This is a genomic window from Blastococcus sp. TF02-8, from assembly GCF_003319175.1.
Taxonomy (GTDB): Bacteria; Actinomycetota; Actinomycetes; order Mycobacteriales; family Geodermatophilaceae; genus Blastococcus.
The window spans coordinates 197888-220342 of record NZ_QOHK01000005.1 but is presented as its reverse complement, the minus strand read 5'-3'; the positions used below and the strand labels follow the sequence as shown (position 1 = coordinate 220342).

At 72.4% G+C, this 22455-nt stretch carries 30 protein-coding genes; 27 read left to right on the top strand and 3 right to left on the bottom strand.

Translation table 11 applies throughout. The annotated features are described in order from the left end of the window. The first annotated feature begins 24 nt into the window (after window positions 1-24). The 15 genes from DQ237_RS12215 to DQ237_RS12145 all read left to right on the top strand — a co-directional run bounded on the left by DQ237_RS12215 (window position 25) and on the right by DQ237_RS12145 (window position 11436). Window positions 25-288, top strand: a complete 264-nt coding sequence (locus tag DQ237_RS12215; RefSeq protein ID WP_113800400.1) for an acyl carrier protein — start codon at window positions 25-27, stop codon at window positions 286-288. A gap of 26 nt (window positions 289-314) precedes the next feature. Beyond that, window positions 315-1523: a beta-ketoacyl synthase gene (locus tag DQ237_RS12210; protein ID WP_205730189.1), complete on the top strand. Its 1209-nt coding sequence runs from the start codon at window positions 315-317 to the stop codon at window positions 1521-1523. Further along, window positions 1516-2535 carry an SDR family oxidoreductase gene (locus tag DQ237_RS12205; protein WP_113800399.1) on the top strand — a complete coding sequence of 340 codons (1020 nt, stop codon included), beginning with the start codon at window positions 1516-1518 and terminating at the stop codon, window positions 2533-2535. Before DQ237_RS12210 ends, DQ237_RS12205 begins: the two co-directional genes overlap by 8 nt. Beyond that, window positions 2532-3458 carry an ABC transporter ATP-binding protein gene (locus DQ237_RS12200; protein ID WP_113800398.1) on the top strand — a complete coding sequence of 309 codons (927 nt, stop codon included), beginning with the start codon at window positions 2532-2534 and terminating at the stop codon, window positions 3456-3458. Before DQ237_RS12205 ends, DQ237_RS12200 begins: the two co-directional genes overlap by 4 nt. Continuing rightward, window positions 3455-4216: an ABC transporter permease gene (locus tag DQ237_RS12195; RefSeq protein ID WP_113800397.1), complete on the top strand. Its 762-nt coding sequence runs from the start codon at window positions 3455-3457 to the stop codon at window positions 4214-4216. The genes DQ237_RS12200 and DQ237_RS12195 overlap by 4 nt, the downstream gene beginning before the upstream one ends. After that, complete coding sequence (locus tag DQ237_RS12190; RefSeq protein ID WP_147251798.1) at window positions 4213-5253, top strand: hypothetical protein; 1041 nt, start codon at window positions 4213-4215, stop codon at window positions 5251-5253. Before DQ237_RS12195 ends, DQ237_RS12190 begins: the two co-directional genes overlap by 4 nt. Beyond that, window positions 5250-5747, top strand: coding sequence for a hypothetical protein (locus DQ237_RS12185; RefSeq protein ID WP_147251797.1), 498 nt, complete (start codon window positions 5250-5252; stop codon window positions 5745-5747). Before DQ237_RS12190 ends, DQ237_RS12185 begins: the two co-directional genes overlap by 4 nt. Before the next feature lie 25 nt (window positions 5748-5772). After that, the gene (locus DQ237_RS12180) at window positions 5773-6243 is read left to right on the top strand and encodes a type II toxin-antitoxin system RatA family toxin (protein ID WP_113800542.1); all 471 of its coding nucleotides are present in this window, start codon (window positions 5773-5775) and stop codon (window positions 6241-6243) included. Window positions 6244-6587: 344 nt separating this feature from the next. Beyond that, window positions 6588-7049 (top strand): hypothetical protein, encoded by a 462-nt coding sequence (locus DQ237_RS12175; protein ID WP_147251796.1) that lies wholly within the window; start codon window positions 6588-6590, stop codon window positions 7047-7049. Between the two features lie 243 nt (window positions 7050-7292). Then, window positions 7293-8522, top strand: coding sequence for a CpaF family protein (locus DQ237_RS12170; RefSeq protein WP_240619593.1), 1230 nt, complete (start codon window positions 7293-7295; stop codon window positions 8520-8522). Continuing rightward, window positions 8519-9382 carry a type II secretion system F family protein gene (locus DQ237_RS12165; protein ID WP_113800392.1) on the top strand — a complete coding sequence of 288 codons (864 nt, stop codon included), beginning with the start codon at window positions 8519-8521 and terminating at the stop codon, window positions 9380-9382. Before DQ237_RS12170 ends, DQ237_RS12165 begins: the two co-directional genes overlap by 4 nt. Then, window positions 9379-10320, top strand: coding sequence for a type II secretion system F family protein (locus DQ237_RS12160; RefSeq protein WP_205730187.1), 942 nt, complete (start codon window positions 9379-9381; stop codon window positions 10318-10320). The genes DQ237_RS12165 and DQ237_RS12160 overlap by 4 nt, the downstream gene beginning before the upstream one ends. 29 nt (window positions 10321-10349) lie before the next feature. Further along, window positions 10350-10547: a hypothetical protein gene (locus tag DQ237_RS12155; protein ID WP_113800391.1), complete on the top strand. Its 198-nt coding sequence runs from the start codon at window positions 10350-10352 to the stop codon at window positions 10545-10547. Beyond that, window positions 10544-10972: a TadE family protein gene (locus DQ237_RS12150; protein ID WP_113800390.1), complete on the top strand. Its 429-nt coding sequence runs from the start codon at window positions 10544-10546 to the stop codon at window positions 10970-10972. The genes DQ237_RS12155 and DQ237_RS12150 overlap by 4 nt, the downstream gene beginning before the upstream one ends. After that, the gene (locus DQ237_RS12145) at window positions 10969-11436 is read left to right on the top strand and encodes a hypothetical protein (protein WP_113800389.1); all 468 of its coding nucleotides are present in this window, start codon (window positions 10969-10971) and stop codon (window positions 11434-11436) included. The genes DQ237_RS12150 and DQ237_RS12145 overlap by 4 nt, the downstream gene beginning before the upstream one ends. Window positions 11437-11454: 18 nt before the next feature. On the opposite strand, the gene DQ237_RS12140 is transcribed toward DQ237_RS12145, so the two are convergent. Then, window positions 11455-12042, bottom strand: a complete 588-nt coding sequence (locus DQ237_RS12140; protein WP_113800388.1) for a nitroreductase family protein — start codon at window positions 12040-12042, stop codon at window positions 11455-11457. Window positions 12043-12180: 138 nt separating this feature from the next. Here DQ237_RS12140 and DQ237_RS12135 point away from each other — a divergent pair, with 138 nt between their 5' ends. Both DQ237_RS12135 and DQ237_RS19930 read left to right on the top strand, forming a co-directional pair. Next, the gene (locus DQ237_RS12135; protein WP_147251795.1) at window positions 12181-12630 is read left to right on the top strand and encodes a hypothetical protein; all 450 of its coding nucleotides are present in this window, start codon (window positions 12181-12183) and stop codon (window positions 12628-12630) included. Continuing rightward, window positions 12627-13583, top strand: a complete 957-nt coding sequence (locus tag DQ237_RS19930) for a hypothetical protein (protein ID WP_205730186.1) — start codon at window positions 12627-12629, stop codon at window positions 13581-13583. Before DQ237_RS12135 ends, DQ237_RS19930 begins: the two co-directional genes overlap by 4 nt. A gap of 50 nt (window positions 13584-13633) precedes the next feature. Here the strand turns inward: DQ237_RS19930 and DQ237_RS12125 are convergent, their stop codons facing one another. Then, a complete protein-coding gene (locus DQ237_RS12125) occupies window positions 13634-13870 on the bottom strand; it encodes a hypothetical protein (protein WP_113800386.1) in 237 nt (78 codons plus the stop codon). 72 nt (window positions 13871-13942) lie between these two features. Here DQ237_RS12125 and cutA point away from each other — a divergent pair, with 72 nt between their 5' ends. The 8 genes from cutA (at window position 13943) to DQ237_RS12090 (ending at window position 20667) form a co-directional block, all read left to right on the top strand. After that, the gene (gene cutA / locus DQ237_RS12120) at window positions 13943-14335 is read left to right on the top strand and encodes a divalent-cation tolerance protein CutA (protein ID WP_113800385.1); all 393 of its coding nucleotides are present in this window, start codon (window positions 13943-13945) and stop codon (window positions 14333-14335) included. A gap of 41 nt (window positions 14336-14376) precedes the next feature. Next, window positions 14377-15501: a sensor domain-containing diguanylate cyclase gene (locus DQ237_RS20220; RefSeq protein ID WP_240619592.1), complete on the top strand. Its 1125-nt coding sequence runs from the start codon at window positions 14377-14379 to the stop codon at window positions 15499-15501. Next, the gene (locus DQ237_RS20215; protein ID WP_240619606.1) at window positions 15405-16208 is read left to right on the top strand and encodes an EAL domain-containing protein; all 804 of its coding nucleotides are present in this window, start codon (window positions 15405-15407) and stop codon (window positions 16206-16208) included. The genes DQ237_RS20220 and DQ237_RS20215 overlap by 97 nt, the downstream gene beginning before the upstream one ends. A 35-nt stretch (window positions 16209-16243) precedes the next feature. Continuing rightward, a complete protein-coding gene (prfB, locus tag DQ237_RS12110) occupies window positions 16244-17356 on the top strand; it encodes a peptide chain release factor 2 (protein ID WP_113800384.1) in 1113 nt (370 codons plus the stop codon). A gap of 167 nt (window positions 17357-17523) precedes the next feature. Beyond that, window positions 17524-18213 carry a cell division ATP-binding protein FtsE gene (gene ftsE, locus DQ237_RS12105; RefSeq protein WP_113800383.1) on the top strand — a complete coding sequence of 230 codons (690 nt, stop codon included), beginning with the start codon at window positions 17524-17526 and terminating at the stop codon, window positions 18211-18213. Window positions 18214-18260: 47 nt separating this feature from the next. Continuing rightward, window positions 18261-19145, top strand: coding sequence for a permease-like cell division protein FtsX (gene ftsX / locus DQ237_RS12100; RefSeq protein WP_113800382.1), 885 nt, complete (start codon window positions 18261-18263; stop codon window positions 19143-19145). A 114-nt stretch (window positions 19146-19259) separates the two neighbouring features. Continuing rightward, entirely contained in the window at window positions 19260-19736 is a 477-nt protein-coding gene (gene smpB / locus DQ237_RS12095; RefSeq protein WP_113800381.1) for an SsrA-binding protein SmpB, read from the top strand. Between the two features lie 10 nt (window positions 19737-19746). Then, a complete protein-coding gene (locus DQ237_RS12090) occupies window positions 19747-20667 on the top strand; it encodes an NADP-dependent oxidoreductase (protein ID WP_113800380.1) in 921 nt (306 codons plus the stop codon). 6 nt (window positions 20668-20673) lie between these two features. Here DQ237_RS12090 and DQ237_RS12085 read toward each other — a convergent pair whose 3' ends face one another. Further along, window positions 20674-21012 (bottom strand): YciI family protein, encoded by a 339-nt coding sequence (locus tag DQ237_RS12085; protein WP_113800379.1) that lies wholly within the window; start codon window positions 21010-21012, stop codon window positions 20674-20676. A gap of 97 nt (window positions 21013-21109) precedes the next feature. Between DQ237_RS12085 and DQ237_RS12080 the strand changes: the two genes are divergently transcribed. Next, window positions 21110-22006, top strand: a complete 897-nt coding sequence (locus DQ237_RS12080) for an amidohydrolase family protein (RefSeq protein ID WP_113800378.1) — start codon at window positions 21110-21112, stop codon at window positions 22004-22006. Further along, window positions 22003-22383, top strand: a complete 381-nt coding sequence (locus DQ237_RS12075) for a VOC family protein (protein ID WP_113800377.1) — start codon at window positions 22003-22005, stop codon at window positions 22381-22383. The genes DQ237_RS12080 and DQ237_RS12075 overlap by 4 nt, the downstream gene beginning before the upstream one ends. Window positions 22384-22455 lie beyond the last annotated feature (72 nt).

Below are 22455 nucleotides of genomic sequence, written 5' to 3'. Positions count from 1 at the left end.
GAACACAAGAGCCGAGGTAGAGGGATGACGCATTCAGATATCGAGCTGCTGGAGCTGGTAGGGACCCGCATGGCGGAGGTCCTCGGCGCAGACGCGCCGGACATCGGCCTCCGGACGAACTTGCGCGACCTCGGCCTGGACAGCCTGGAGCTGCTGGACGTCGGCGCGGCGCTCGAGCGGGACCTGGCCGTCCGGATCCACCCCGACGACTTCGCGCGGGCGGGCACGGTCGAGGACGTCATCCGGCTGCTCCGGACGCAGCAGGCACACCCCGCGGCGCAGCCGTGACGACCGGCGGAGAGGCGTCAGCCGGCGTGCGGCGTCGCGTCGCGGTGACCGGGATGGGCGTCAAGACGCCTGCAGGTGCGACGGTCGACGATGCCTGGTCGGCGGTGCTGGCGGGCCAGTCCCTGGCGAGGCGCCTCGACGTGCTGTGCGACGCGCCCGTGACCTTCGGCTGTCCGGTGGTGGACTTCGAGCCTCGGGCGTACTTCGCCGAGCGGGTGCTGCGCAGGATGGACCGACCGACCATGCTCGGCCTCGCGGCGGCGCGCGACGCGGTGGAGGACGCCAAGCTGGAGCTGGACGACGTGCCCGGGTGCGGCGTGTTCGTCGGAACCGGTGCCGGTGGGCTCTTCGGAATCGTCGAGATGGTCCGCACGCTGCAGGACGCTGAGCTCGACATCCCCGCACACGCGGTCCCGACCTTCATGCCGAGCTCGGCGGCGGCGCAGATCTCCCTGGCGCTGGCCGTATGTGGCCCGTCCTTGACATTCGCCACTGCGTGCGCGAGCGGTGCGACGGCGATCGGGGAGGCTGCGAGCAAGATCCGGTCGGGGTCCTGCGACGTCGCGGTCGCCGGAGGCGTGGACGCCGTCCTGCACCCCCTGGTCCTGACGGCGTTCTGGCGACTGGGCGCGCTGTCCGAGCGGACGGACGACCCGGAACGGGCGTCCCGCCCGTTCGACGAGAGCCGCGACGGTTTCGTGATGGGGGAGGGCGCCGCGTTCGTGGTCCTCGAGGAGTGGGAGGCTGCGGTTCGCCGAGGCGCTCGCATCTACGGTGAGGTGGCCGGCTACGGCAGCACCTGCGACGCCTTCCACGTCGTCGCGCCTGGCCCCGGCGACGTAGCGCGCCGGTGCATGGAGCTGGCGCTCGCGGACGCCGGTGTGGATCCGGCTGATGTCACGCACGTCAATGCGCACGGGACGAGCACCGTCCTGAACGACCGCACCGAGGCGGTCGTGATCAGGTCTGTGGTTCCCGAGGGCACTCCCGTCACGGCGACGAAGGGCGTGACGGGTCACATGATCGGCGCTGCCGGTGCGTTCGAGGCGATCATCACGCTGCTCTCCGGACGGGAGAACCTCGTGCCGCCCGTCGCCAACCATGTCGTAGGTGAGGGCGTGGTCGACGTCGTCCAGGGGGCGGCCCGCCGCATCGGAACCGGGCCGGCCATCTCGAACAGCTTCGGCTTCGGCGGTCTGAACGCATCGCTCGTCCTGGTACCGAGCGTTGTCTAGGGCAGCCGGAACCGCGCCGCGAGTCCTTCTCACCGGCGCGACGGGCGTGGTCGGCACCGCAGTTGCCGCGGCACTGAGACCGGACGTCGACCTGGTGACGGTCGGCCGCCGCCCGTCCGACCTGGTGGACGTCCACTGGGACATCGGACGCGAGTCGGTGCCAGAGTCGCTGCGGACGCACTGGGACGTCGTCGTCCACACCGCCGCCTCGACGCGTTGGACCATGACGAAGGACGAGGCGACCCTTGCCAACATCGTGCCGCTCGGCGCCGTGCTCGACCTCATCGACGACGAGACGCACCTGGTGCACGTCTCGACCGCCTATGTCGAGGGCGAGCACGGTGAGCGCACCTCGCCCTGGCAGGGGTTCCGCAACAGTTACGAGTGGTCGAAGGCCGAGTGCGAGCTGATCGCGCGCCGGCGGGCCGGTCGGCTGACGATCGTCCGGCCTCCCCTGGTGCTGGGTAGTCGCGGGACGGGTCGTATCTCGCGGTTCTCCGGGCCCTACACGGTGCTCCAGGCCCTGACGTCCGGCATGGCGGCCGCCCTCATCGGGTCCCCTGGCGGCTTCGCAGAGATCGCGGCCGTCGACGAGGTGGCTGCCTCGATCGCAGCAGCGGCACTCTCCGAGCCCCGTGACCAGCCGGTCGTGATCGGCGCAGGCGCTGCGGCGCTCACGCTCGAGGTCTTCGTGACCGTGGTCTGCGAGACCCTCAACGAGTGGCGGCGCGACCGGCGTATCGCTCCCATCGAGGTCCCCCCAACGATCGACCCCGGGAGCTGGCACCGGTTCTTCCGCCCGTTGAGCGACCAGTACCTGACGCCGCTCCAGCAGGAGGGCGTCCGGTTGCTCGGGATGTTCGAGAGCTATACGAGCATGAGTCGCCCGTTCAGTGCCACATCGCTGGTCGAGAACCCGGCGGAGGTCCTGAGCAGCTCGGTCCGCTACTGGGCCGAGCGCAAACCCCGGCTGGCGTCCCGCACACCGGAGCCGTGGCGGTTCGTCGCATGAGTCACCGTCACGGTCTGGCCATCGACGCCGAGGGGCTGACGGTGGCCTACGGCGACCACGCGGTCGTGCGCGGCGTGGACCTGCAGGTCCACGAGGGTGAGGTCGTCGCGCTGCTCGGCCCCAACGGCGCGGGGAAGACCACGACGATCGAGGTGCTCGAGGGACTGCGTCGCCGGACGGCGGGGCGGGTGCGGGTCCTGGGCCTCGACCCCGGCGTGCCCGAGCAGCGCAGGCAGCTGCGCCGGGACGTGGGGGTCGTCCTCCAGAAGTCAGCGCTCGACCCCTTCCTCACCGTGCTGGAGTCGGTGCGGCAACGCGCCTCCTACTACCGGCTGCCGCTCGACCCGGTGGACGCCCTCGAGCTCGTCGACCTCGTGCCGCTGGCCGGCCAGCTCACGCGTCGGCTGTCCGGCGGGCAGCAGCGCCGGCTGGACCTGGCCCTCGCCCTCGTCGGTCGTCCCCGGTTGCTGTTCCTCGACGAGCCGACGACCGGCCTGGACCCCGAGGCCCGGCGCAGCACGTGGTCGTTCATCCAACGCCTCCGCGACGACGGCACCGGCGTTCTGCTGACGACCCACTACCTCGACGAGGCCGAGCAGCTGGCCGACCGGCTGCTCGTCATGTCGGGTGGCGCGACGCTCGCGGACGGGACGCACCAGGAACTGGACCGGCTGTCCCAGGGCCTGGCTCGCATCACCTTCACCCTGTCTTCCCAGCAGCCCGTCCCGGGCTGCACCCAGCTGCTTCCGGACGGCACGCACGTCCTCGACTCGCGGGATGTGCCCGCCGACGTGCACGCGCTGCTGCACTGGGCCGCGACCGTGGGCGTCGACCTGGTCGACCTCCAGGTGAAGCGGCCCAGCCTCGAGGAGGTCTACATGTCCCTCACGGGAGCCGGCCACGCCTCCTCTGGAGCGACATGACCATCGCCCGCACGTGCGGCGTGCAGCTGGGCTACGAGTGGCGCAGCTTCCGGCGCAACCCCGCAGCAGCGACGTTCACGGTGGCCTTCCCGCTCGTCCTCCTGCTGGTGGTCGGTTCTCTCACCGTCGACGCGACCTCGGCTCCCGCGGGCGGCCGGTTCGAGCAGTTCTTCGTGCCCGCGGTGGCCGCCTTCGCGGTCATGAGCGCGTGCTACACGAACCTCGCCATGACCCTCGTCCTACGGCGCGACTCCGGGCTCCTCAAGCAAGCCCGGACGACGCCGGTGCCGGCGACGGTGCTGGTCGGTGGTCTCGTCGTCCACCAGCTGCTGATCGCCATGGCCCTGGGTGGTGCGACGCTCGCGATCGGCACTGCGGCGTACGGTCTGGACCGGCCGGGAGACCCGCTGATCGTCCTCGTCACGATGGTGGTCGGGGCAGGGAGCTTCAGCGCGATGGCGCTGGCGATCGTGGCCCTGCTACCCAACGCGGACGCCGCCCCGGCGGTCGTCAACGGCGTCTTCTTCCCGGTGGTGATCGCCTCCGGACTGCTGTTCCCGGTGCGACCGGGCAGCCTGCTCGCCTCGTTCTCGGAGCTGCTGCCGGTCCGACACTTCCTGCTCGGGATGCATGACGCCTACAGCCCGGTCACCGGGAACGGCCCCGCGACCCTGACGCACCTCGTGGTGATGCTCGCCTGGGGCCTGGCAGCGGCTGTCGTCGTCCGGTTCCGCTTCCAGTGGGAGACGCGCACGTGAACGACCGGCAGCTCGCCGAGCTCGCCGGACACGCATCGGAGAGGGAGTGGATGACGATGCTGGCGCAACGGGACGTGGATGTGGCGCTGCGACCGGTCGGGATGACGGCTTCGGACGTCTTGGCTCTGGGCGGCTCGGTCCTCGAGGGGGGAGAGCCCTACCTCGTCGGATCGCTCGCTTCGGGGGTGGGCAATGCCGGAAGCGACGTGGACGTCCACATGTTCAGCGACAAGGTGGAGGAGGTGTCGCCCTCGATCCTGTTCTTCCACGGCGACACACCCGTGGACATCGAGCAGTTCCCGACCGGCCTCCTCGCGGCCGTGCGAGAGGCAGCCGCGTCGTTCCCGGTTGCTGAGACGCCGGTCGGCACCGTCACGGCCGCCGGTGCGCCACCGTCGCCGATGCGCTCGGTCTGGAGCCGCTGGCTCACGGCGGTTCCGCTGCGCCGCGGGGCGCCCGAGCTGCTGGACGACGACACCGGGAAGGTCATCGCCGGCTCCCTGGTACGGGCTGCTCTCGAGGATCTCCTGCTCAATCTCGCCGTGGCATGGCTGGCTGCCGAGTCCGCTGCCGCCTCCGAGGACACGAGGGCGTATCTGTGGCGGCGGGCGGCGCGTTCTCTCGTGGAGGCCCGGTGCCGTGCGGCGGGTGGGTTCGCGACGGGCGACAAGTGGCTCCCCGCCCAGTGCCGCAGGGTCGCCCTCGATGCCGAGTTCGTCCGGAGCGCCTACACCGCTCGGACGTCCCGGGACGTCGACCTGCTGCTCGACGAGACCGGTCTCGGCCGTGTCGACCCAGGGCTCGCGGTGCTCGTGTCCCCCGACCCGACCGCACAGGTCGTGTCGGTCGGGCGCGAGAGCTACCTGCTGTCTGCTCACAAGATGCTCAGCCCGACCTGGCCGGATGTCTCGGGCTCGCTGGAGAAATGCCTGTCGGCGACGTCCGCCGACCGGTTGCTGGAGGGACTGCGCATGAGGCACCTGACGCTCACCGCCGACACGGCCGCAACGAACCTGTGGCTGGGGGTGACCGCGTGAGCGCCGCCGGTTCGTACAACGTGCAGTGGTTCACGACCGTCGGCGCCGGAGCCGGCTGGGTCTACGCCATGGCGGTGCAGGGTTGCTTCCGTGACATCGACGCGGCGTACGCCGAAGAGGACTGGCCAACCGTCGTCGAGGCGTGCCACGGCGCTCTCAGCGCCATCACCTACTGCCACCAGGCGCTCGCGGGCTTCGTCGGGGCACCTGCCCGGCTGGAGCATGTGTTGGAGCTCGCCCTGGGCACGGCGACGTCGTGCGCCGCCGCCCGGGCCCTCCCCGTTGCGTTCGGGGCGGGCAGGGCCGACGCGGACGCTGCGCGAGCCGTGGTGGTCGCGGAGGACGCGCTCCTCGTGGCGGCGCTGCCCGTGAGGATCCCCGTTCTGCGCAGTGCAGACGGCTTCTTCCCCAACGTGCGGATCGCCGCCGACATCGAAGCGCTCCGCGGTCAGGAGGGTCTTCCGGCTCTCGACTGGATGTCACTCGTCCCATGAGCGCGCAAGCAGCAGGAGGCATGTGATGCGCACCGTCTTCACCGCCCTGTCCGTCGACCGCCCCGCGAGCGACGTGTGGTCGGCTGTCCTGGACATCGGTTCCTACCCGTCCTTCATGCCGGAGGTGCAGGAGGTCGTGCTGCTCCCGGAGGGTGACGGCCCTCGGTTGAGCCGCTGGGCGGTGCTCCTCAAGGGAGCGCGTCTGGAGTGGATCGAGCAGGATGCGATCGACCACGCGTCCATGCGCGTCTCCTTCAGCCAGCTCGAGGGGGACCTCGCCCACTTCGTCGGGAGCTGGCGCGTCCTGCCGGCGGATCGCGGGTGCAGCGTGGAGTTCGAGGTCACGTTCGACATCGGGATCCCGCTGCTCGCGACGATGCTCGAGCCCGTGGCTGCCGACGCCCTCGGCGACCTGTCGGTCAGCATGTTGCGCAGCCTCGGGGCGGAGATCACGTACGCCCGGCGACGGGAGCCTTGCGTGTCCCAGCCCCGGTGACCCGTGCTGTGCGGCGGCGAGCGTCAGGCGAGACCCACGGCCGCAGCCGCACACTGACGCCGGGGGAGGGGCCCTCCGTCTGCGTGACCGTGCGCATCCCGCTCCCGCCGTAGCTCACCGATTCCTCGCCCGGGCCGGGCGGAGGGCAGTCGCCGCACGCCGTCCCGCCGGCGTGACTGACGAGTTCACCCACGCGGGTGGCCGTGGCGTCCGGTTGTCCACAGAACCCGTGAACGGCGGCCCGCGGACTGATCGATTCCTTACAGTCCGACCGTTGACCCTCGGAGGACCGTGCCCTGCCCGCAGGCGTCGGGTGATCGAACACGCCCGCTAGCGTTCCAGTGGTGAGCGCGGTCCCGGAGTGGATACAGGTACTCGCCGTCCCGCTGCTTGGCATCCTCGGGCGGCTGGCATGGCCGACCCTGGCCCGCCGCACTCGCCGTCACCTGGAGCTGCTCAAGGAGACGCCGGAACATCTGCAGCAGCCCCTCGCCGAACTGGTCACATACGAACTCACAGTGCTGCGCGATCGCGAGATGGGAAAGGCGGACCGACGCATCGTGTGGTCCACGCTCGTCGCGGTGGTGTTCGTCGTGGCGGTCGGAGCGGCAGCGTTCTGGTTGCTCTGGCAGCCTGACAACGTGGTGATCAACGCCGTCGCCGTCGCGGTCGGTGTCTTCGTCGTGATGCTCGCGATAGCGGGAGCGTCGCAGGTGTGGGAGTCGCCCGCGGCTGAGGCAGCGCGTAGAGAGAGGTCCGCAGCGAAGAAGGCGGCGAAGCAGCAGCGTCGACAAGGACGCGGCTGACCGGCACGGGCCGCAGGGTCGGTTCTAGGGCGCATCGGACCACGACCCGCATCGGAGAAGATCCGCCCTGGTCGCCGCGGGGTCTTCACGACCTCGGAGACTCGGCGGCGTGACCAGCCGGGTGTTCACCCGCGTGGGTGGACGTGGCGCCCGGTTGTCCACAGAACCCGTGAACGGCGGCCCGCGGACTGGTTCGTTTCCTTACAGTCCGACCGTTGATCAACAGGTTCGACGGGGGATGGCGTGCCGACTGCTCTGGATGTCGTGGACGGTGAGGTCCGCGAGCTGATCCGCCGGCGTGGGCTCGACCCGTTCCTCGACCCCGGCCCGGTTCGCCTGCTCGTGCGCGACGTCGTCGCCGACTACTCCGAGCGCTCGCTGACCTCCGCGCTGCCGCCGATCGGTGACGTCGAGTCCGTGGTCCGCGACGTCCTGGACCGGGTGGCCGGCTTCGGCCCGCTGCAGCGCTACCTCGACGACCCGGAGATCGAGGAGATCTGGGTCAACGAGCCGGGCCGGGTGTTCATCGCCCGGCGGGGCCGCAGCGAGCTGACGACGACGATCCTGGCCCCCGGCGAGCTGGCCGACCTGGTCGAGCGGATGCTGCGTACCTCGGGTCGACGCATCGACATGTCGACCCCCTTCGTCGACGCGATGATGCCCGACGGTTCGCGGCTCCACGTGGTCATCCCGGACATCACCAGACGCCACATGGCGGTCAACATCCGGAAGTTCGTGCTGCAGGCGCACTCGCTCGACGAGCTGGTGGCGCTCGGCACCATCACGGCCCCGGCGGCCCGCTTCCTCGAGGCCGCCGTCGCCTCGGGCCTGAACATCCTCGTCTCCGGCGGCACCCAGGCCGGCAAGACCACGCTGCTCAACTGCCTCTGCGCCGCGGTGCCCGCCCGGGAGCGGGTCATCACCTGCGAGGAGGTGTTCGAGCTCCGGGTGCCGCTTCCCGACGTCGTCTCGATGCAGACCCGCCAGCCCAATCTGGAGGGCGCCGGGGAGATCCCGCTGCGCCGCCTGGTCAAGGAGGCGCTGCGCATGCGGCCCTCCCGGATCGTCGTCGGCGAGGTCCGCCAGGAGGAGTGCCTCGACCTCCTCATCGCGCTGAACTCCGGGCTGCCGGGCATGTGCACGCTGCACGCCAACAGCGCCCGCGAGGCCGTGGTGAAGATGTGCACCCTGCCGTTGCTCGCCGGGGAGAACATCGGGACGTCGTTCGTCGTCCCCACCGTCGCCTCCAGCGTCGACCTGGTCGTGCACGTGGGCACCGACGCCGACGGACGACGGCGGGTCCGTGAGATCGTGGCGCTCCCGGGCCGCGCGGAGAACGGCGTGATCGAGACCGCCGACGTCTTCACCAGCCGTGCGGGTCGGCTCGTGCGGGCCGACGGCTACCCGCCGCACGCCGAGCGGTTCGCCGCCGCCGGCTTCGACCTGCCGGGGCTGCTCGGCGGAGCGCCGTGACCGAGTCCGGCGCCTTCCTCGGGCTCCTGCTCGGGGTGGGCCTGCTGCTGGTCTGGCGCAGCGGCTCGCGCGCACCGAAGCCGCGCACGGACGCCCGCCGGCCGGGGCGGCGCCAGCAGGCGCTGTCGGCCGCGGGCCTGACCGGTATCAACGGTGCTCAGCTGCTGGCGCTGCAGGTCGTCGCCGGCCTGCTGGCGACCGTCGTCGTCCTGGTCACCACGGCCACCGTCACGGTGAGCCTCGTGTTCGGCCTGTTCGGCTTCCTGCTGCCCTACGTGCAGGTGCGCCGGCTCGCGGGCAAGCGTCGGGCGGACCTGCGGGAGGTGTGGCCGGAGGTCGTCGACAACCTGGCCTCGGCCGTCCGGGCCGGGCTCTCGCTGCCCGAGGCGCTCGCCAGCCCCTCGACCCGTGGGCCGGAGGTGCTGCGGCCGCCGTTCGCCCGGTTCGCCGCCGAGTACCGGTCCAGCGGGCGGTTCGGGCCGTGCCTGGACCGGCTCAAGGACGATCTCGCCGACCCCGTCGGCGACCGCATCGTGGAGACGCTGCGGGTCGCCCGCGAGGTCGGTGGCACCGACCTCGGCCGGGTGCTGCGCACCCTGTCGACCTTCCTGCGCGAGGACGCCCGCGCCCGCGCGGAGCTGGAGACGCGGCAGGGTTGGGTCGTGCAGGCGGCGCGGCTGGCGGTCGCCGCGCCGTGGGTGGTCCTGCTGCTGCTCGCCACCCAGTCGGCCACGCTCGCGGCCTACGACTCGGCCGCGGGCACGGCGATCCTGCTCGGCGGCGGTGCGGTCTGCCTGTTCGCCTACCGGGTCATGCTGCGGATCGGGCGGCTGCCGGAAGACGTGCGGGTGCTCCAGTGAGCGCGGGTCTGCTGGGCATGCTGCTGGGGCTGCTCGCCGCGAGCGGGCTGCTGCTCGTGCTCACCTACGCGCCCCCGTTCCGCTCCGTGCGGCTGGTCGACCGGCTCGCGCCGTACGTGCACGACACCCCTCCGCCGTCGCGGCTGCTCGGCACCGCCACCGAGCCGGGGATGCTCACCGCCGTCCGCCGGATCGCCGGCCCGTCGATCAGCAACGGCGCGCGCATGGTCGACCGGCTCGTGGGAGGCCGGGCCGCGGTGCGCCGGCGGCTGGATGCCCTCGGTGGCGACCTGTCGGTCGAGGACTTCCGCATCGAGCAGGTCATCTGGGGCGGGCTCGGGCTGATGGCGGCCGCCGTCGTCGCGACGGTCGGCTCGGTCGCCGCCGGGAAGCTGAACGTGCTGACCGCCGGCCTGCTCTGCGTCGCCGGGCTGCTCGGCGGCGTGCTGGGCCGCGACTGGTGGCTCACCCAGCAGGTGAACCGGCGCGAGGAGCTGCTCCTCGCCGAGTTCCCCGTGGTCGCCGAGCTGCTGGCCCTGGCGGTGACGGCGGGGGAGAGCCCGACGGCGGCGATCGCCCGGGTCACCCGCCTCTCGGGCGGCGAGCTGGCGAACGAGCTGGGCGCCGCCCTCGGCCGGGCCCGTGCCGGCATCCCGCTGGTCGACGCCCTCCAGCAGGTGGCCGACCGGACCTCCCTGGAACCGCTGGCCCGGTTCATCGACGGGCTGCTCGTCGCGATCGAGCGCGGCACCCCGCTGGCCGAGGTGCTCCGCGCCCAGGCCGCCGACGTCCGGGAGGCCGGCAAGCGGCGGCTGCTCGAATCCGGTGGCCGCAAGGAGATCGCCATGATGGTGCCGGTCGTCTTCCTGGTGCTGCCGGTCACCGTTCTCTTCGCCCTGTTCCCGGGGCTGATCAGCATCGTCTCGCTGGCGCGATGAGCCGGCGGACCTGGAGAAAGGACGACGCCATGCGTCTCGTTCCGCGCACCCTCGCCGCCCTGGCGGTCCGCCTCCGCGGGGAGGACCCCGAGCGCGGGGACGTGCCCGGCTGGGTCATGGTCACCGTGATGACGGCCGCCCTGGTGCTCGCCATCCTCGGCGTCTTCCAGGACGCCATCGTCGAGGCGGTGCAGAACGCGCTGAACTCCGTCACCACCGGCGGATGACCGCGGCCCCCCGGACCACCGCCAGCGCGTCGCGTGCGCTCGCGGGGGAGCGGGGCAGTGCCGTCGTGGACTTCGTGATGGTCTCCATGCTGATCGTCACGCTGCTGATGGCGGTGCTGCAGGTGGCGGTCTACGTGCACGTGCGCAACGTGGTCACCGCCAGCGCCCAGGACGGCGCCCGCTTCGCCGCGAACGCCGACGTCGACTCGGCGATCGGTGCCGACCGCACGCTGGAGGTCGTCGCCCGCGCCACCTCCGTGCAGACGGCGCAGGGGCTGGACTGCACCTCCGGTGAGGAACCCGACCCCAGCGGCTCGACGGTCGTCGTCGTGCGGTGCTCGGGCTCGGTGCCGACGCTGCTGGCCGTGCTGGGGAACCTGCTGCCGCTGGAGGTCACCGGGCGGGCGCTCAAGGAGGGCTCGTGACCTGGCTGCGCCGCCGGCTCGGGATGCTCACCGGTGAGCGCGGGTCGGCGCTGGTGGAGTTCGTCTTCGTCGCGCTGGTGGTCTTCGTCCCGCTGGTCTACGTCGTGGCCGGCTTCTCCGCGGTCCAGCGCGGGGTGTTCGCCTCGCAGGCGGCGGCGCGCGAGGCCGGGCGGGCGATCGGTACCGCGCCGGACGTGGCCACCGGTCGGGAGCGGGCGCTGCGGGCGGCGCAGCTGGCGGTGGAGGACCAGTCGGTGGAGGTCACCGACATGCGGCTGGAGTACGCACCGGCCGGTGCGGACTGCGCGGCCGCGGGCAGCTACTCACCGACGCTGACGCCGGGGGAGGAGTTCTCCGTGTGCGTGACCGTGACCGTGCGGATCCCGCTGCTGCCCGAGTTCATCGAGTCCAACACCGCCACCGGCCAGTTCGTCGTCGAGCGCGACCGCTACGTCGACGGCTGACCGACCTCCCGCCGGCGCTCAGGCCTGCTCGGGCACGGGGATCAGCAGGGAGTCCAGCGGCAGCCGCTCGCGCGGGGTCCGCTCACGGGCGGCCAGCGCCTCGGGGAGTTCCGCCGCGGCGTCACGCCGGCCGACGGCGAGGACGACGAGCGGCACGACGGCAGCCGGCAGGTCGAGCAGCGCGGCGATCCGGTCGCGGTCGAAGCCGCCGAGCTGGTGCACCGCCAGCTCCTCGTGCTCGGCCTGCACGGTCAGGTGCGCGACCGCCTGTCCGGCGTCGTAGACCGCCCACGGCCGTGGGGCGCCGTCCGGGCCGGTGGTCTCCGCCGCGACGACCACGAACGCCGACGCCGCGTGCGCCCACAGCTGGTTGCCCGGAGCGAGCGCGTCCCGTACCGCTGCGAACGCGGCGGTTCCCCGGCGTGCGACGGCGAACCGCCACGGCTGGGTGTTGTTCGCGCTCGGCGCCCACCGTGCCGCCTCGAGCAGCGCGGTCAGCTGTTCCTCGGTCAGCTCGTGCGCGGCGTCCAGGCCGCGAGGACTCCACCGACCGGCCAGAAGCGGGTGCAGGGGGACGGCGGTGACGGCGGTCTTGCTGACGGTCATGCCAGGCCCAGCACCGGCGGGCGGCCCGGCTATTTCGTGTCCCCGGCCACGCACGGTCACCGGGGAGAGAGAGCTGGTTCGTCCTTCCAGGTGACGCGGGCTGTCCCCGATGTTCACCGAACACCTACCGTGACGGACGTGCTGGTCTGCAGGTCCGTTGCGCTCGGTCTGCTGACCGTCCTGCTGGGTCTGTCGGCCTGCTCGGCCGAGGAGACCACCCCGCCGCAGCAGCCGGCGGTGGCCGTGGCCGACTACGCCGCCCCGGCCGGCGCTCCGGCGGTCTGCGGTGGCATCGCACGGTCGACCCACTTCCTCGACATCCCCGCCGCCATGGGTGAGCTCGCCGCCGGTGCGGACGCGATCGACGCACGGAGCCGGCTGGCCGCTGCCCGCGGTGAGCTCCGGGCGCTGGTCTCCGGCCTCTCCGCGGCCGACCACCCCGAGCTGCAGGAGGCGGCCGACGACCTGCTCGCCGCCCTTCTCGGGGTGCTCGAACCACCTCTGACCGAGGGGGCGCGGACCGCCGTCCTCGACAGCGTCGAGCAGTTCGTGACCCGGCTCCAGCCGGTCTGCGGGTTCCCGGCGTGAGGCGCGCAGCGGTCGTCGTCGCCCTGGTGGCGGCGGCTCTCGCGGTGCCCACCGGCGCGTCCGCCGGTCCGGCGCCCGAGCTGTGCCCGGTCGACGAGTCCCGGGGCACCGTGCCGCTGGACTTCCTCCTCGAGGCGTGCGTCGACGCCGGCGCCATCACGGTGCGCAACCCCCTGGACGTCGCGGTGACGGTGCAGACGGCGGGTGACATCGGTGCCCCCGAGCGCACCGTCACGGTCGAGGGCGCCGAAGCAGCCTTCTCGCGGGGGCTCTCCGGCCTGGTGGTGCTGGCTCCGGGTGACGTGGCGCGGTGGCCCCGCGGCGCGGGCTCCGGGGAGCTGCTCGTGGGCCCGCTGGAGCCCGCCGCCGCGCTGCCGGTGCGAACGGCGTTGGAACCGTTCCTGTCCCGCCTGGCGGGGCAGCCCGCGGCAGCCGACGAGGTCCGCGCCAGGCTCGCCTCGGAGGTCGGTGCCGCCGTCGCCGTTCGCGCGGGCTGCGTCGTCGGCCGCAGCGTGGTGCAGCGGGTGGGGTGCGACGTGCGGGCCGCGGACTCGATCGGGCACGCGGTCGGCGAGGACGTGCCGGGGGAGGCCGTCCCGGCGGTGCTCGACGTGCTGCTCGATCCGCTCCGCTGGGACGAGTGGGCGGCCGCCGCGGACCGGGCCCGGGCCCCGCTGGCCACGGGGCAGCTGCACCTGGCGCAGGGCCCGGTTCCGCCTCCGCCGCCCCCGCCTCCTCCGCCACCCCCGGCTCCTGCGCCTGCCCCTGCGCAGCCGGCTCCGGCGCCCGCACCTCCGCCGCCCGCGGCTCCGCCTGCTCCGCAGCGGATCGACCCGCGCGCGGAGTTCCAGCGCTGGATGCAGGAACTGGCCGCCCAGGCCGAGCGCGACCGCCAGGCCGCCCGCGACCGACGGGACGACGACCGCCGGGGCCCCGGCCGCGGCGGACGCTGAGGCCGGGGCCGCCACGACCGGGTGGTCGCGGCGGCCCGTCACCGCTGCGGTCAGGCGCCCCGCTCGACCTCGGCCTGCACGACGCCGCGGACCGCCTGCAGCAGCGCGTCGTCGGAGGCGTCGCCGTTGGCCAGTGCCGTGCGGGTCTGCTCGTTGAGCAGGCTGCCGTCCACGGACTCGAGCCAGGTCAGCTCGCCCCCGACCCGTCGGCCCACGCGCAGGCCCTCGCCCTCCGGGCTCACCACGTACTCGTCGCCGTCCAGCTGGATCGTCATCTCGTCGCTCATGACCGCCCCCTACCCGCGGGCACCCCGGTTCCACGCAGGCGGGGCGCCGGAACCGGGGGAGAGGATCACCGCATGGACGAGGAGTACTGCGAGGTGGTGGTGACCGCCGCGGACGCCGAGTGGCTGGCCGGCTTCACCCGCGCCCTGGTCGAGGAGCGGCTGGCCGCCTGCGGGCACCACCTGTCACCGATCCGCTCGGTGTACCGCTGGGAGGGCGCTGTCCACGACGAGCCCGAGGCGCGGGTCGCCCTGCACACCCGCCGGTCCCTCGTGCCCGAGATCGTCGCCCGGACCGTCGAGCTGCACCCGTACGAGGTGCCCTGCGTGATCGCGATGCCACTCGTGGGCGGCAACCCCGGGTACCTGCGCTGGATCGGGGCGGAGACCCGGGAGGCGAGGGCGGCGAACCGACCGTCGCGCAGCGGTCACCGAGCGGCGCCGAGTCGCGATCCGCTTTCCGGGTAGATCCGCTGTCGGTGTCCGCGAACCCAGCAGCGGGAGGACAGGTGCGCGACCGGACGGGACGTCGGCGGCTTCCGCTCGACGCGCGCCATCCCGGCAGCGGGGAGGCCGTCGACGGTGCCCTCGTGGCCGCCGTCATCGACGCCCTGCCCTCGCCGACCCTCCTCGTCGATCCCGACGGCAGGGTCCTGCTCACGAACCTCGCCTGGCGGACGGCGGTCGAGGCGATCGACGACCCCCGGTTCGCGGTCGGCATCGGCGGTGACTACTTCGGGCTCGCCCTGCGGGTGATGCGGGACGAGCAGGCCACCCGCGACCTGATCGAGGACCTCCGCCGGCTCTCACGCGGCGAGCGGGAGACCGTCTCCGCCGACTACGGGCTGCCCACCCACGAGGGCACCCACTGGTTCCACCTCATGGCCTCCCGGGTGGACCAGGCGGGCCACATCGTGGTGACGCACACCGACGTCACCACGCGGGTCCAGGCCGAGCGGGCGTCGGCGTGGCAGGCGCGCCACGACTCGCTGACCGAGCTGCCCAACCGGGCGCACCTGCACGAGCTGATCGACCAGGAGCTGCAACGTGCCGACGCGCCCGCCGTGGCCGTCCTCTTCCTCGACGTCGACGGCTTCAAGGACGTCAACGACTCCCTCGGGCACGACTCCGGCGACGAGCTGCTGCGTCAGCTGGCCGGACGGCTGCTGGGCGTCACCCGCGGGCAGGACACCGTGGGCCGGCTCGGCGGCGACGAGTTCGTCGTGCTCTGCCGGGAGTGCGACCTCGACGGCGCCGAGATGCTGGCCCAGCGCTGCCAGGCCACGTTCGACCAGCCCTTCGAGCTCGGCGGCCGCACGCACCGGCTCAGCGCCAGCATCGGCATCGCGGCCGTGCCCGCCGGGCGGTCCGGCCTGCGCTCCAGCGACCTGGTGCGCGACGCCGACCTGGCGATGTACGCCGCCAAGGCCGCGGGTCGCAACCGCGGCGGGTGTTCAGCCCCGACCTGCGTGCTCTCGTGCAGGGCAAGGTGCAGATGGCCGGGGAGCTCCGCGACGCCATCGCCGACGGGCAGCTGGTGCTGCACTACCAGCCGATCCTGCACGTGCCCACCGGTGAGTACAACGGCGCCGAGGCGCTGGTGCGGTGGCAGCACCCGGAGCGTGGGCTGCTGATGCCCGGGGAGTCCCTGCCGGTCGCCGAGCAGTACGACCTGCTCGTGCCGCTCACGCGGTGGGTGCTGCGCGAGGTGACGACGCAGAACATGGCCTGGCGCCGGCAGGGGCTGTACCTGGTCATCGGCATCAACCTGCACGCCCGGCACCTGTCCACCGGCACCCTGGTCGACGACGTCCTCACCGCGCTGGCCGAGTCCGGTCTGCCGCCGACCAACCTGGTCTGCGAGCTGACCGAGACCTCCGTCGCCGAGGACCCGGAGTTCGCGGCCGCCCAGCTGGAGGAGCTGCGCGAGCACGGGGTCGAGGTCTCCATCGACGACTTCGGCAGCGGCTTCTCCTCGCTCGGGCAGCTGGTCGACCTGCCCACCGGCGTCCTGAAGATCGACCGCAGCCTGGTCGCCTTCCGCGAGGGGCGGAAGGCGCACGCGGCGGCAGCCATCGCGGCCATCGTGGCCCTGGGCAGCGCCTGCGGCACCCAGAGCCTGGCCGAGGGGGTGGAGACCGCCGAGCAGCTCGCCCTGGCCGTCGAGCTCGGCTGCACCTTCGCGCAGGGATACCACCTGGCACGGCCCATGCCGGCGGGCGAGCTGGTCGACTGGATGGCCGCGCGCGGTGGTGGCCGGCGGGAGCGTCCGGGGGCGGTCCTCCCCGCCGCCAGCGCCGCGCTGACCCGCGGCGCGATCAGCCCGTCGCAGCACGCCTGACTGTCGCCGGCGCCCGCGCACTACCCTGGGTCGATGTGGCCGCTGACTTCTCCGTCGTCCTGGACGAGCTCGACACGACCCTGAAGTCGATCGAGGCCGTCCTCGACGTCGACAAGCTCCGGCGGGAGGTGGCCGAGCTCGAGCAGCAGGCCGCCGCCCCGGACCTCTGGGACGACGTCGAGGCAGCCCAGGCGCTGACCTCCAAGCTCTCCTACATGCAGGGCGACCTGCGCCGGGTCGAGGAGCTGCGCGGCCGGCTGGACGACGTCGCCGTCCTGCACGAGATGGCGGTGGAGGAGGACGACGCCGCCACGGTCGCGGAGGCCGAGCGCGAGCTGGAGGCGCTGCGCAAGCAGCTCGACGAGCTCGAGGTCCGCACCCTGCTGTCGGGCGAGTACGACTCGCGCGAGGCGCTGGTGACCATCCGCTCGGAGGCCGGTGGCGTCGACGCCGCGGACTTCGCCGAGATGCTGATGCGCATGTACCTGCGCTGGGCCGAGCGGCACAAGTACCCGACCGAGGTGCTGGACATCAGCTACGCCGAGGAGGCGGGCATCAAGTCGGCCACCTTCTCGGTGAAGGTGCCCTACGCCTACGGCACCCTCTCGGTCGAGCAGGGCACCCACCGGCTCGTGCGCATCTCGCCCTTCGACAACCAGGGCCGCCGGCAGACGTCGTTCGCCGGCGTCGAGGTGCTGCCGGTCGTCGAGCAGACCGACCACGTCGACATCCCCGAGAACGAGATCCGGGTCGACGTCTTCCGCTCCTCGGGTCCCGGTGGGCAGAGCGTGAACACCACCGACTCGGCCGTCCGGATGACCCACATCCCGACCGGCATCGTGGTGTCCTGCCAGAACGAGAAGAGCCAGATCCAGAACCGCGCTGCCGCGCTGCGCGTGCTCCAGGCCCGGCTGCTCGTCGTCCGCCAGCAGGAGCAGAAGGCGGAGATGGACGCGCTCAAGGGCGAGGGCAGCAGCTGGGGCAACCAGATGCGCTCCTACGTGCTGCACCCCTACCAGATGGTGAAGGACCTGCGGACCGAGCAGGAGACCGGCAACACCACGGCGGTGCTCGACGGCGACATCGACGCCTTCATCGAGGCCGGCATCCGGTGGCGCCGTCAGCAGGAGGCCGTGCCCGCGTCCTGAGCTGTAGCTGAGGTCACTGTCGCGGGGTCGGCGGGGAGGTCCGGCGACCGTCCGTCACCGCCGTCCCGGCGGATGCGGCCGCACGGTGACCCTCTGCGAGAACGACTCCCGGCAGGTCGCGCTCAATCGGCCGTGGTCGGGGCCCGCGGCTAGTACCGTGGCACCTCGTGATCGAACTGCAACACGTCACCAAGCTCTACCCGGCGAGCGGGCGGCCGGCCCTGGACGACGTGTCCACGGAGATCGACAAGGGAGAGTTCGTCTTCCTGATCGGGTCCTCCGGTTCGGGCAAGTCGACCTTCCTGCGGCTGCTGCTCAAGGAGGACGACCCCACCTCGGGGACCGTCGTCGTGAACGGCAAGGCGCTGAACACGATGAGCAAGTGGCAGGTGCCCAAGCTCCGCCGCACGATGGGCTGCGTCTTCCAGGACTTTCGCCTGCTGCGCAACCGCACGGTCGCCCAGAACGTCGCGTTCGCCCTCGAGGTCATCAACAAGCCGCACCGGACGATCAAGCGGGTCGTGCCCGAGGTGCTGGAGATGGTCGGCCTGGAGGGCAAGGCCAACCGGCTGCCCAGCGAGCTCTCCGGCGGTGAGCAGCAGCGGGTGGCGATCGCCCGCGCGTTCGTCAACCGGCCGCTGGTGCTGCTGGCCGACGAGCCGACCGGAAACCTGGACCCGGAGACGAGCGAGGGCATCATGCTGCTGCTCGAGCGGATCAACCGCACCGGCACCACGGTGATCATGGCGACGCACGACTACCACATCGTGGACTCCATGCGCCGCCGCGTCATCGAGCTCAACGGGGGAGTCCTCACCCGCGACCAGTCGCGCGGCGTCTACGGCGTCGGCCGCTGACCGCCCGCCGCTGACCGGGCCTCACCGCACTCCACGACAGGGAATTCATGCGCGTCAACTTCGTGCTCTCCGAGGTGGCCACCGGGCTGCGTCGCAACCTCACCATGACGGTGGCGATGATCCTGACCACGGCGATCTCGCTCGGCCTCATGGGCACCGGTCTGCTGATCGCCCAGATGATCGGCAAGATGAAGGACATCTACTACGACAAGGTCCAGGTCTCGATCTTCCTGGCCGACGACGTGACCGATGAGCAGCGGCAGGCCATCCGCACCGAGCTCGAGGCCTCCGACGAGGTCAAGGACTTCATCTACGAGTCCCGCGACGAGGCGTACGAGCGGTTCAAGGAGCAGTTCGCGCAGCAGCCCGAGCTGGTGGAGAACACCCCGCCGGACGCGCTGCCCGAGAGCTTCCGCGTCGAGCTGGTGAACCCCGAGCGCTACTCGGTCATCGCGTCCGAGTTCCCCAACGGGGAGAACGGCGTGGACCAGGTGCGCGACGAGGGCGACTTCCTCGACCGGTTGTTCAGCCTGCTCAACGGAGCGCGCAACGCCACGCTCGCCGTCGCCTTCGTGCAGGCGGCCGCGGCACTCCTGCTGATCTCCAACACCATCCAGCTGGCGGCGTTCAACCGGCGCAACGAGACCAACATCATGCGACTGGTCGGCGCCTCGCGCTGGTACACGCAGCTGCCGTTCATCCTCGAGGCGGCGGTGGCCGGGCTCATCGGTGGCCTGCTCGCCGTGGGCGGCCTCGTGCTCACCAAGCTGACGTTCGTCGACCGCACGCTGGCCGGCCCGATCAAGGCGGGGATCATCACCGGCGTCGACTGGGGCCAGATCATCGGCACCGGCGTGGTCATCACCTCCGCCGGTGTGCTGGCCGCGGCCATCGCCTCCTACGTGACGTTGCGGCTCTACGTCCGCCTCTGACCCCCGGCGATCATGAAGTTCGGGACGTGGCGCGCCGACCGCGCGCGGCGTGTTCCTTCCCCAACTTCATGATCGCGCGGAACCGGGCGCAGCGGGTCCCAGTAACCTGGAGGAATGCCGCGGGAACAGGGGCGCAAGCTCATCGCCCAGAACAAGAAGGCGCGGCACGACTACTCGATCCTCGACACGTACGAGGTGGGCCTGGTGCTCACCGGCACCGAGGTGAAGAGCCTTCGTGCCGGCCGCGCCTCGCTCGTCGACGGGTTCGCCTCGATCGACGACGGCGAGGTGTGGCTGCAGCACGTCCACATCCCCGAGTACGTGCAGGGCACCTGGACCAACCACACGCCGCGGCGCAAGCGGAAGGTGCTCATGCACCGTGCCGAGATCGACAAGCTGGTCGGCAAGACCAAGGAGGGCGGGCTGACGCTCGTCCCGCTGGACCTGTACTTCAAGGACGGCAAGGTCAAGGCCACCCTCGCGCTCGCGAAGGGCAAGAAGTCCTACGACAAGCGGCACGACCTCGCCGAGCGCGACTCGCGCCGCGAGATCCAGAAGGCCTTCGGCCGGTACGTGAAGGGGCGCAGGTGAGGGCGCGGTCATGAGAGGTATCGCCTACGACCGTTTCGGCGGCGTCGAGGTCCTGCAGCTGCGCGAGGACCTGCCCGAGCCGCCCGTCGGCCCCGACAGCGTGCTGGTGCGCACCCGCGCGGCGGGCGTCAACCCGGTCGACCTCGGCATCCGCCAGGGCGGTCTGGCCGGGTTCTTCCCGCACCACTTCCCGATCATCCCGGGCTGGGACCTCGCCGGGGTCGTCGAGGCGGTCGGCCCGGCCGTCGTCGACTTCCAGCCCGGCGACGAGGTGTTCGGCTACCTGCGCCGTGACGACGTCCAGTGGGGGACGACGGCGGAGCTGGTCTCGGCCCCGCAGCGGTGCGTGGCGCACAAGCCGGAGTCGCTCTCCTTCACCGAGGCCGGCGCCGTGCCGCTCGCGGGCCTCACCGCCTACCAGGCGCTGACCGAGGCCCTGGCCGTCGGCGAGGGCGACCGGGTGCTGGTGCACCGCGCGGCCGGCGGCGTCGGGTTCTTCGCCGTGCAGATCGCCGTCGCCCTGGGTGCCCACGTGATCGGCACCGCCAGCCCGCGCAACCACGGCTTCCTCACCGAGGCCGGGGCCGCTGAGGTGCTCGACTACTCGGCCGGCCCGATCAGCGGGCAGCTCTCGGAGCCGGTGGACGCGGTGCTCGACCTCAACGGTGGCGACTCGCTGACCGACGCCCCGGAGCAGGTGCGCGACGTCTCCCGCATCGCCAGCGTCGTCGACCCGTCGGTGAACGAGCTCGGCGGCCGCTACGTGTTCGTGCGTCCGGAGCGGCACGACCTGGAGGAGCTGGCCCGCATGGCCGACGCCGGTCAGCTGCGGGTGGCCGTCGCCAAGGCGTTCCCACTGGAGAGGACCGCCGAGGCCCACGAGCTGGTCGCCGGCGGGCACGTGCGGGGCAAGGTCGTCGTCACCCTCTGACCGGGGTCAGACCTCGGCGTCCGGCATCAGTTCCCACACCTCCTGGGCACACCGGCAGGCGGTGGCGATCCGCGCAGCCCACGCCAGGGCGTCCTCCCGCGTCGGCACGTCGACGACGGTGAACCCGCCGACGTGGGGCCGACCTGGCGGGACGAGCCCGTGGGCGACGGCGCCGTCGGTACCGACGACGGTCGGCTCGGCGTCCTGCACCCCGGCGCCGAACACCCACACACCCGCCTGCCGCGCCTCGGCCACGACCGCCGTCGCGGCGCGCGCCACCTCCTGCAGCTCCTCGGCGGGGAATGCCATCGCGCCCTCGTCGAACAAGATCAGGTACCTGGGCATCGGGCTCCCTCGTCCCCGGCGGCCGGTCGCCGCTCGTCGTCCGACGTAGGACGGGCGGCGTCGGCGGAAGTCATCGCCGGTCGATACGGTCGCCCGCGTGGAACCCGTCGCAGCTCCCGTCGACGACGCCGACGTCCCCCGGTACTGGCGTGAGCTCGGCCTGCCGGGTCTGGTGGACGTGCACGTGCACTTCCTGCCCGAGCGGGTGCAGGCCAAGGTGTGGGACTACTTCGCGCACGCCGAGACGCACTACGGCCCCGCCTGGCCGGTGACCTACCGGCTGTCGGAGGAGGAGCGGCTCGCCGTCCTCGACCGGCTCGGGGTACGCGCCTTCCCGACGCTGCCGTACCCGCACAAGGCGGGCATGGCGGCCTGGCTGAACGAGTGGTCGCACCAGTTCGCCGCCGGCCGGCCGCAGGTGCTGCAGTCGGCCACCTTCTTCCCGGAGCCGACAGCGGCGGCCTACGTGGCCGAGGCGCTCGACCGCGGCGCCCGGGTGTTCAAGGTGCACGTGCAGGTGGGCTCCTTCGACCCGCGGGACCCGCTGCTGGCGGAGGTGTGGGCGCGGCTGGAGGAGACCGGCACCCCGGTGGTCATCCACTGCGGTTCCGGCCCGCTGGCCGGGGAGCACACCGGGCCCGAGCCGATGCAGGGACTGCTCGAGCGGTACCCGCGGCTGCAGCTGGTCATCGCGCACCTCGGCATGCCGGAGTACCGGGACTTCCTCGACCTCGCCGAGCGGTACGAGCGGGTGCACCTGGACACCACGATGTTCGCCACGGACTTCACCGAGCGGCTGATGCCGTTCGACCCCGCGGACCTGCCGCGTCTGGCTGCCCTGCGGGAGAAGGTCCTCCTGGGCAGCGACTTCCCCTCGATCCCGTACGCCTACGCCCACCAGCTGCAGGCGCTGCACCGGCTCGGCCTGGGGGAGGAGTGGCTGCGCGCCGTGCTCTGGCGCAACGGCGCCCGGCTGTTCAGGATCGAGGCATGATCACCGGCATCCGGCTGCGCGCGCCGGTCCTCGGCACCCCCGACCCGCAGGCGCTGGCCCGCTTCTACCAGCGCTTGCTGGGCTGGCCGCTGGACGACGACTCCCCGGAGTGGGCTGCCCTGCGGCCGGAGGACGGCAGCCCCGGCCTGTCCTTCCAGCGGGAGGCCGACCACGTGCCCCCGGTGTGGCCGCCGCAGCCCGGCACCCAGCAGATGCAGCAGCACCTGGACTTCCAGGTCGAGGACCTCGCCGCCGCCGCTGCGGAGGCCGAGGCAGCCGGTGCCCGGCTGCTCAACGCCTACACCGACCCGCACGAGGACGTGCGCACCTACGCCGACCCCGACGGGCACCCCTTCTGCCTGTTCGTCCGCACCTGAGGCCGGAGGCTGCGATGCCCCGCTTCCCGCTGACCCCGCCGGTCGCTGACGGGTGGAGCACCGCTGACTAGG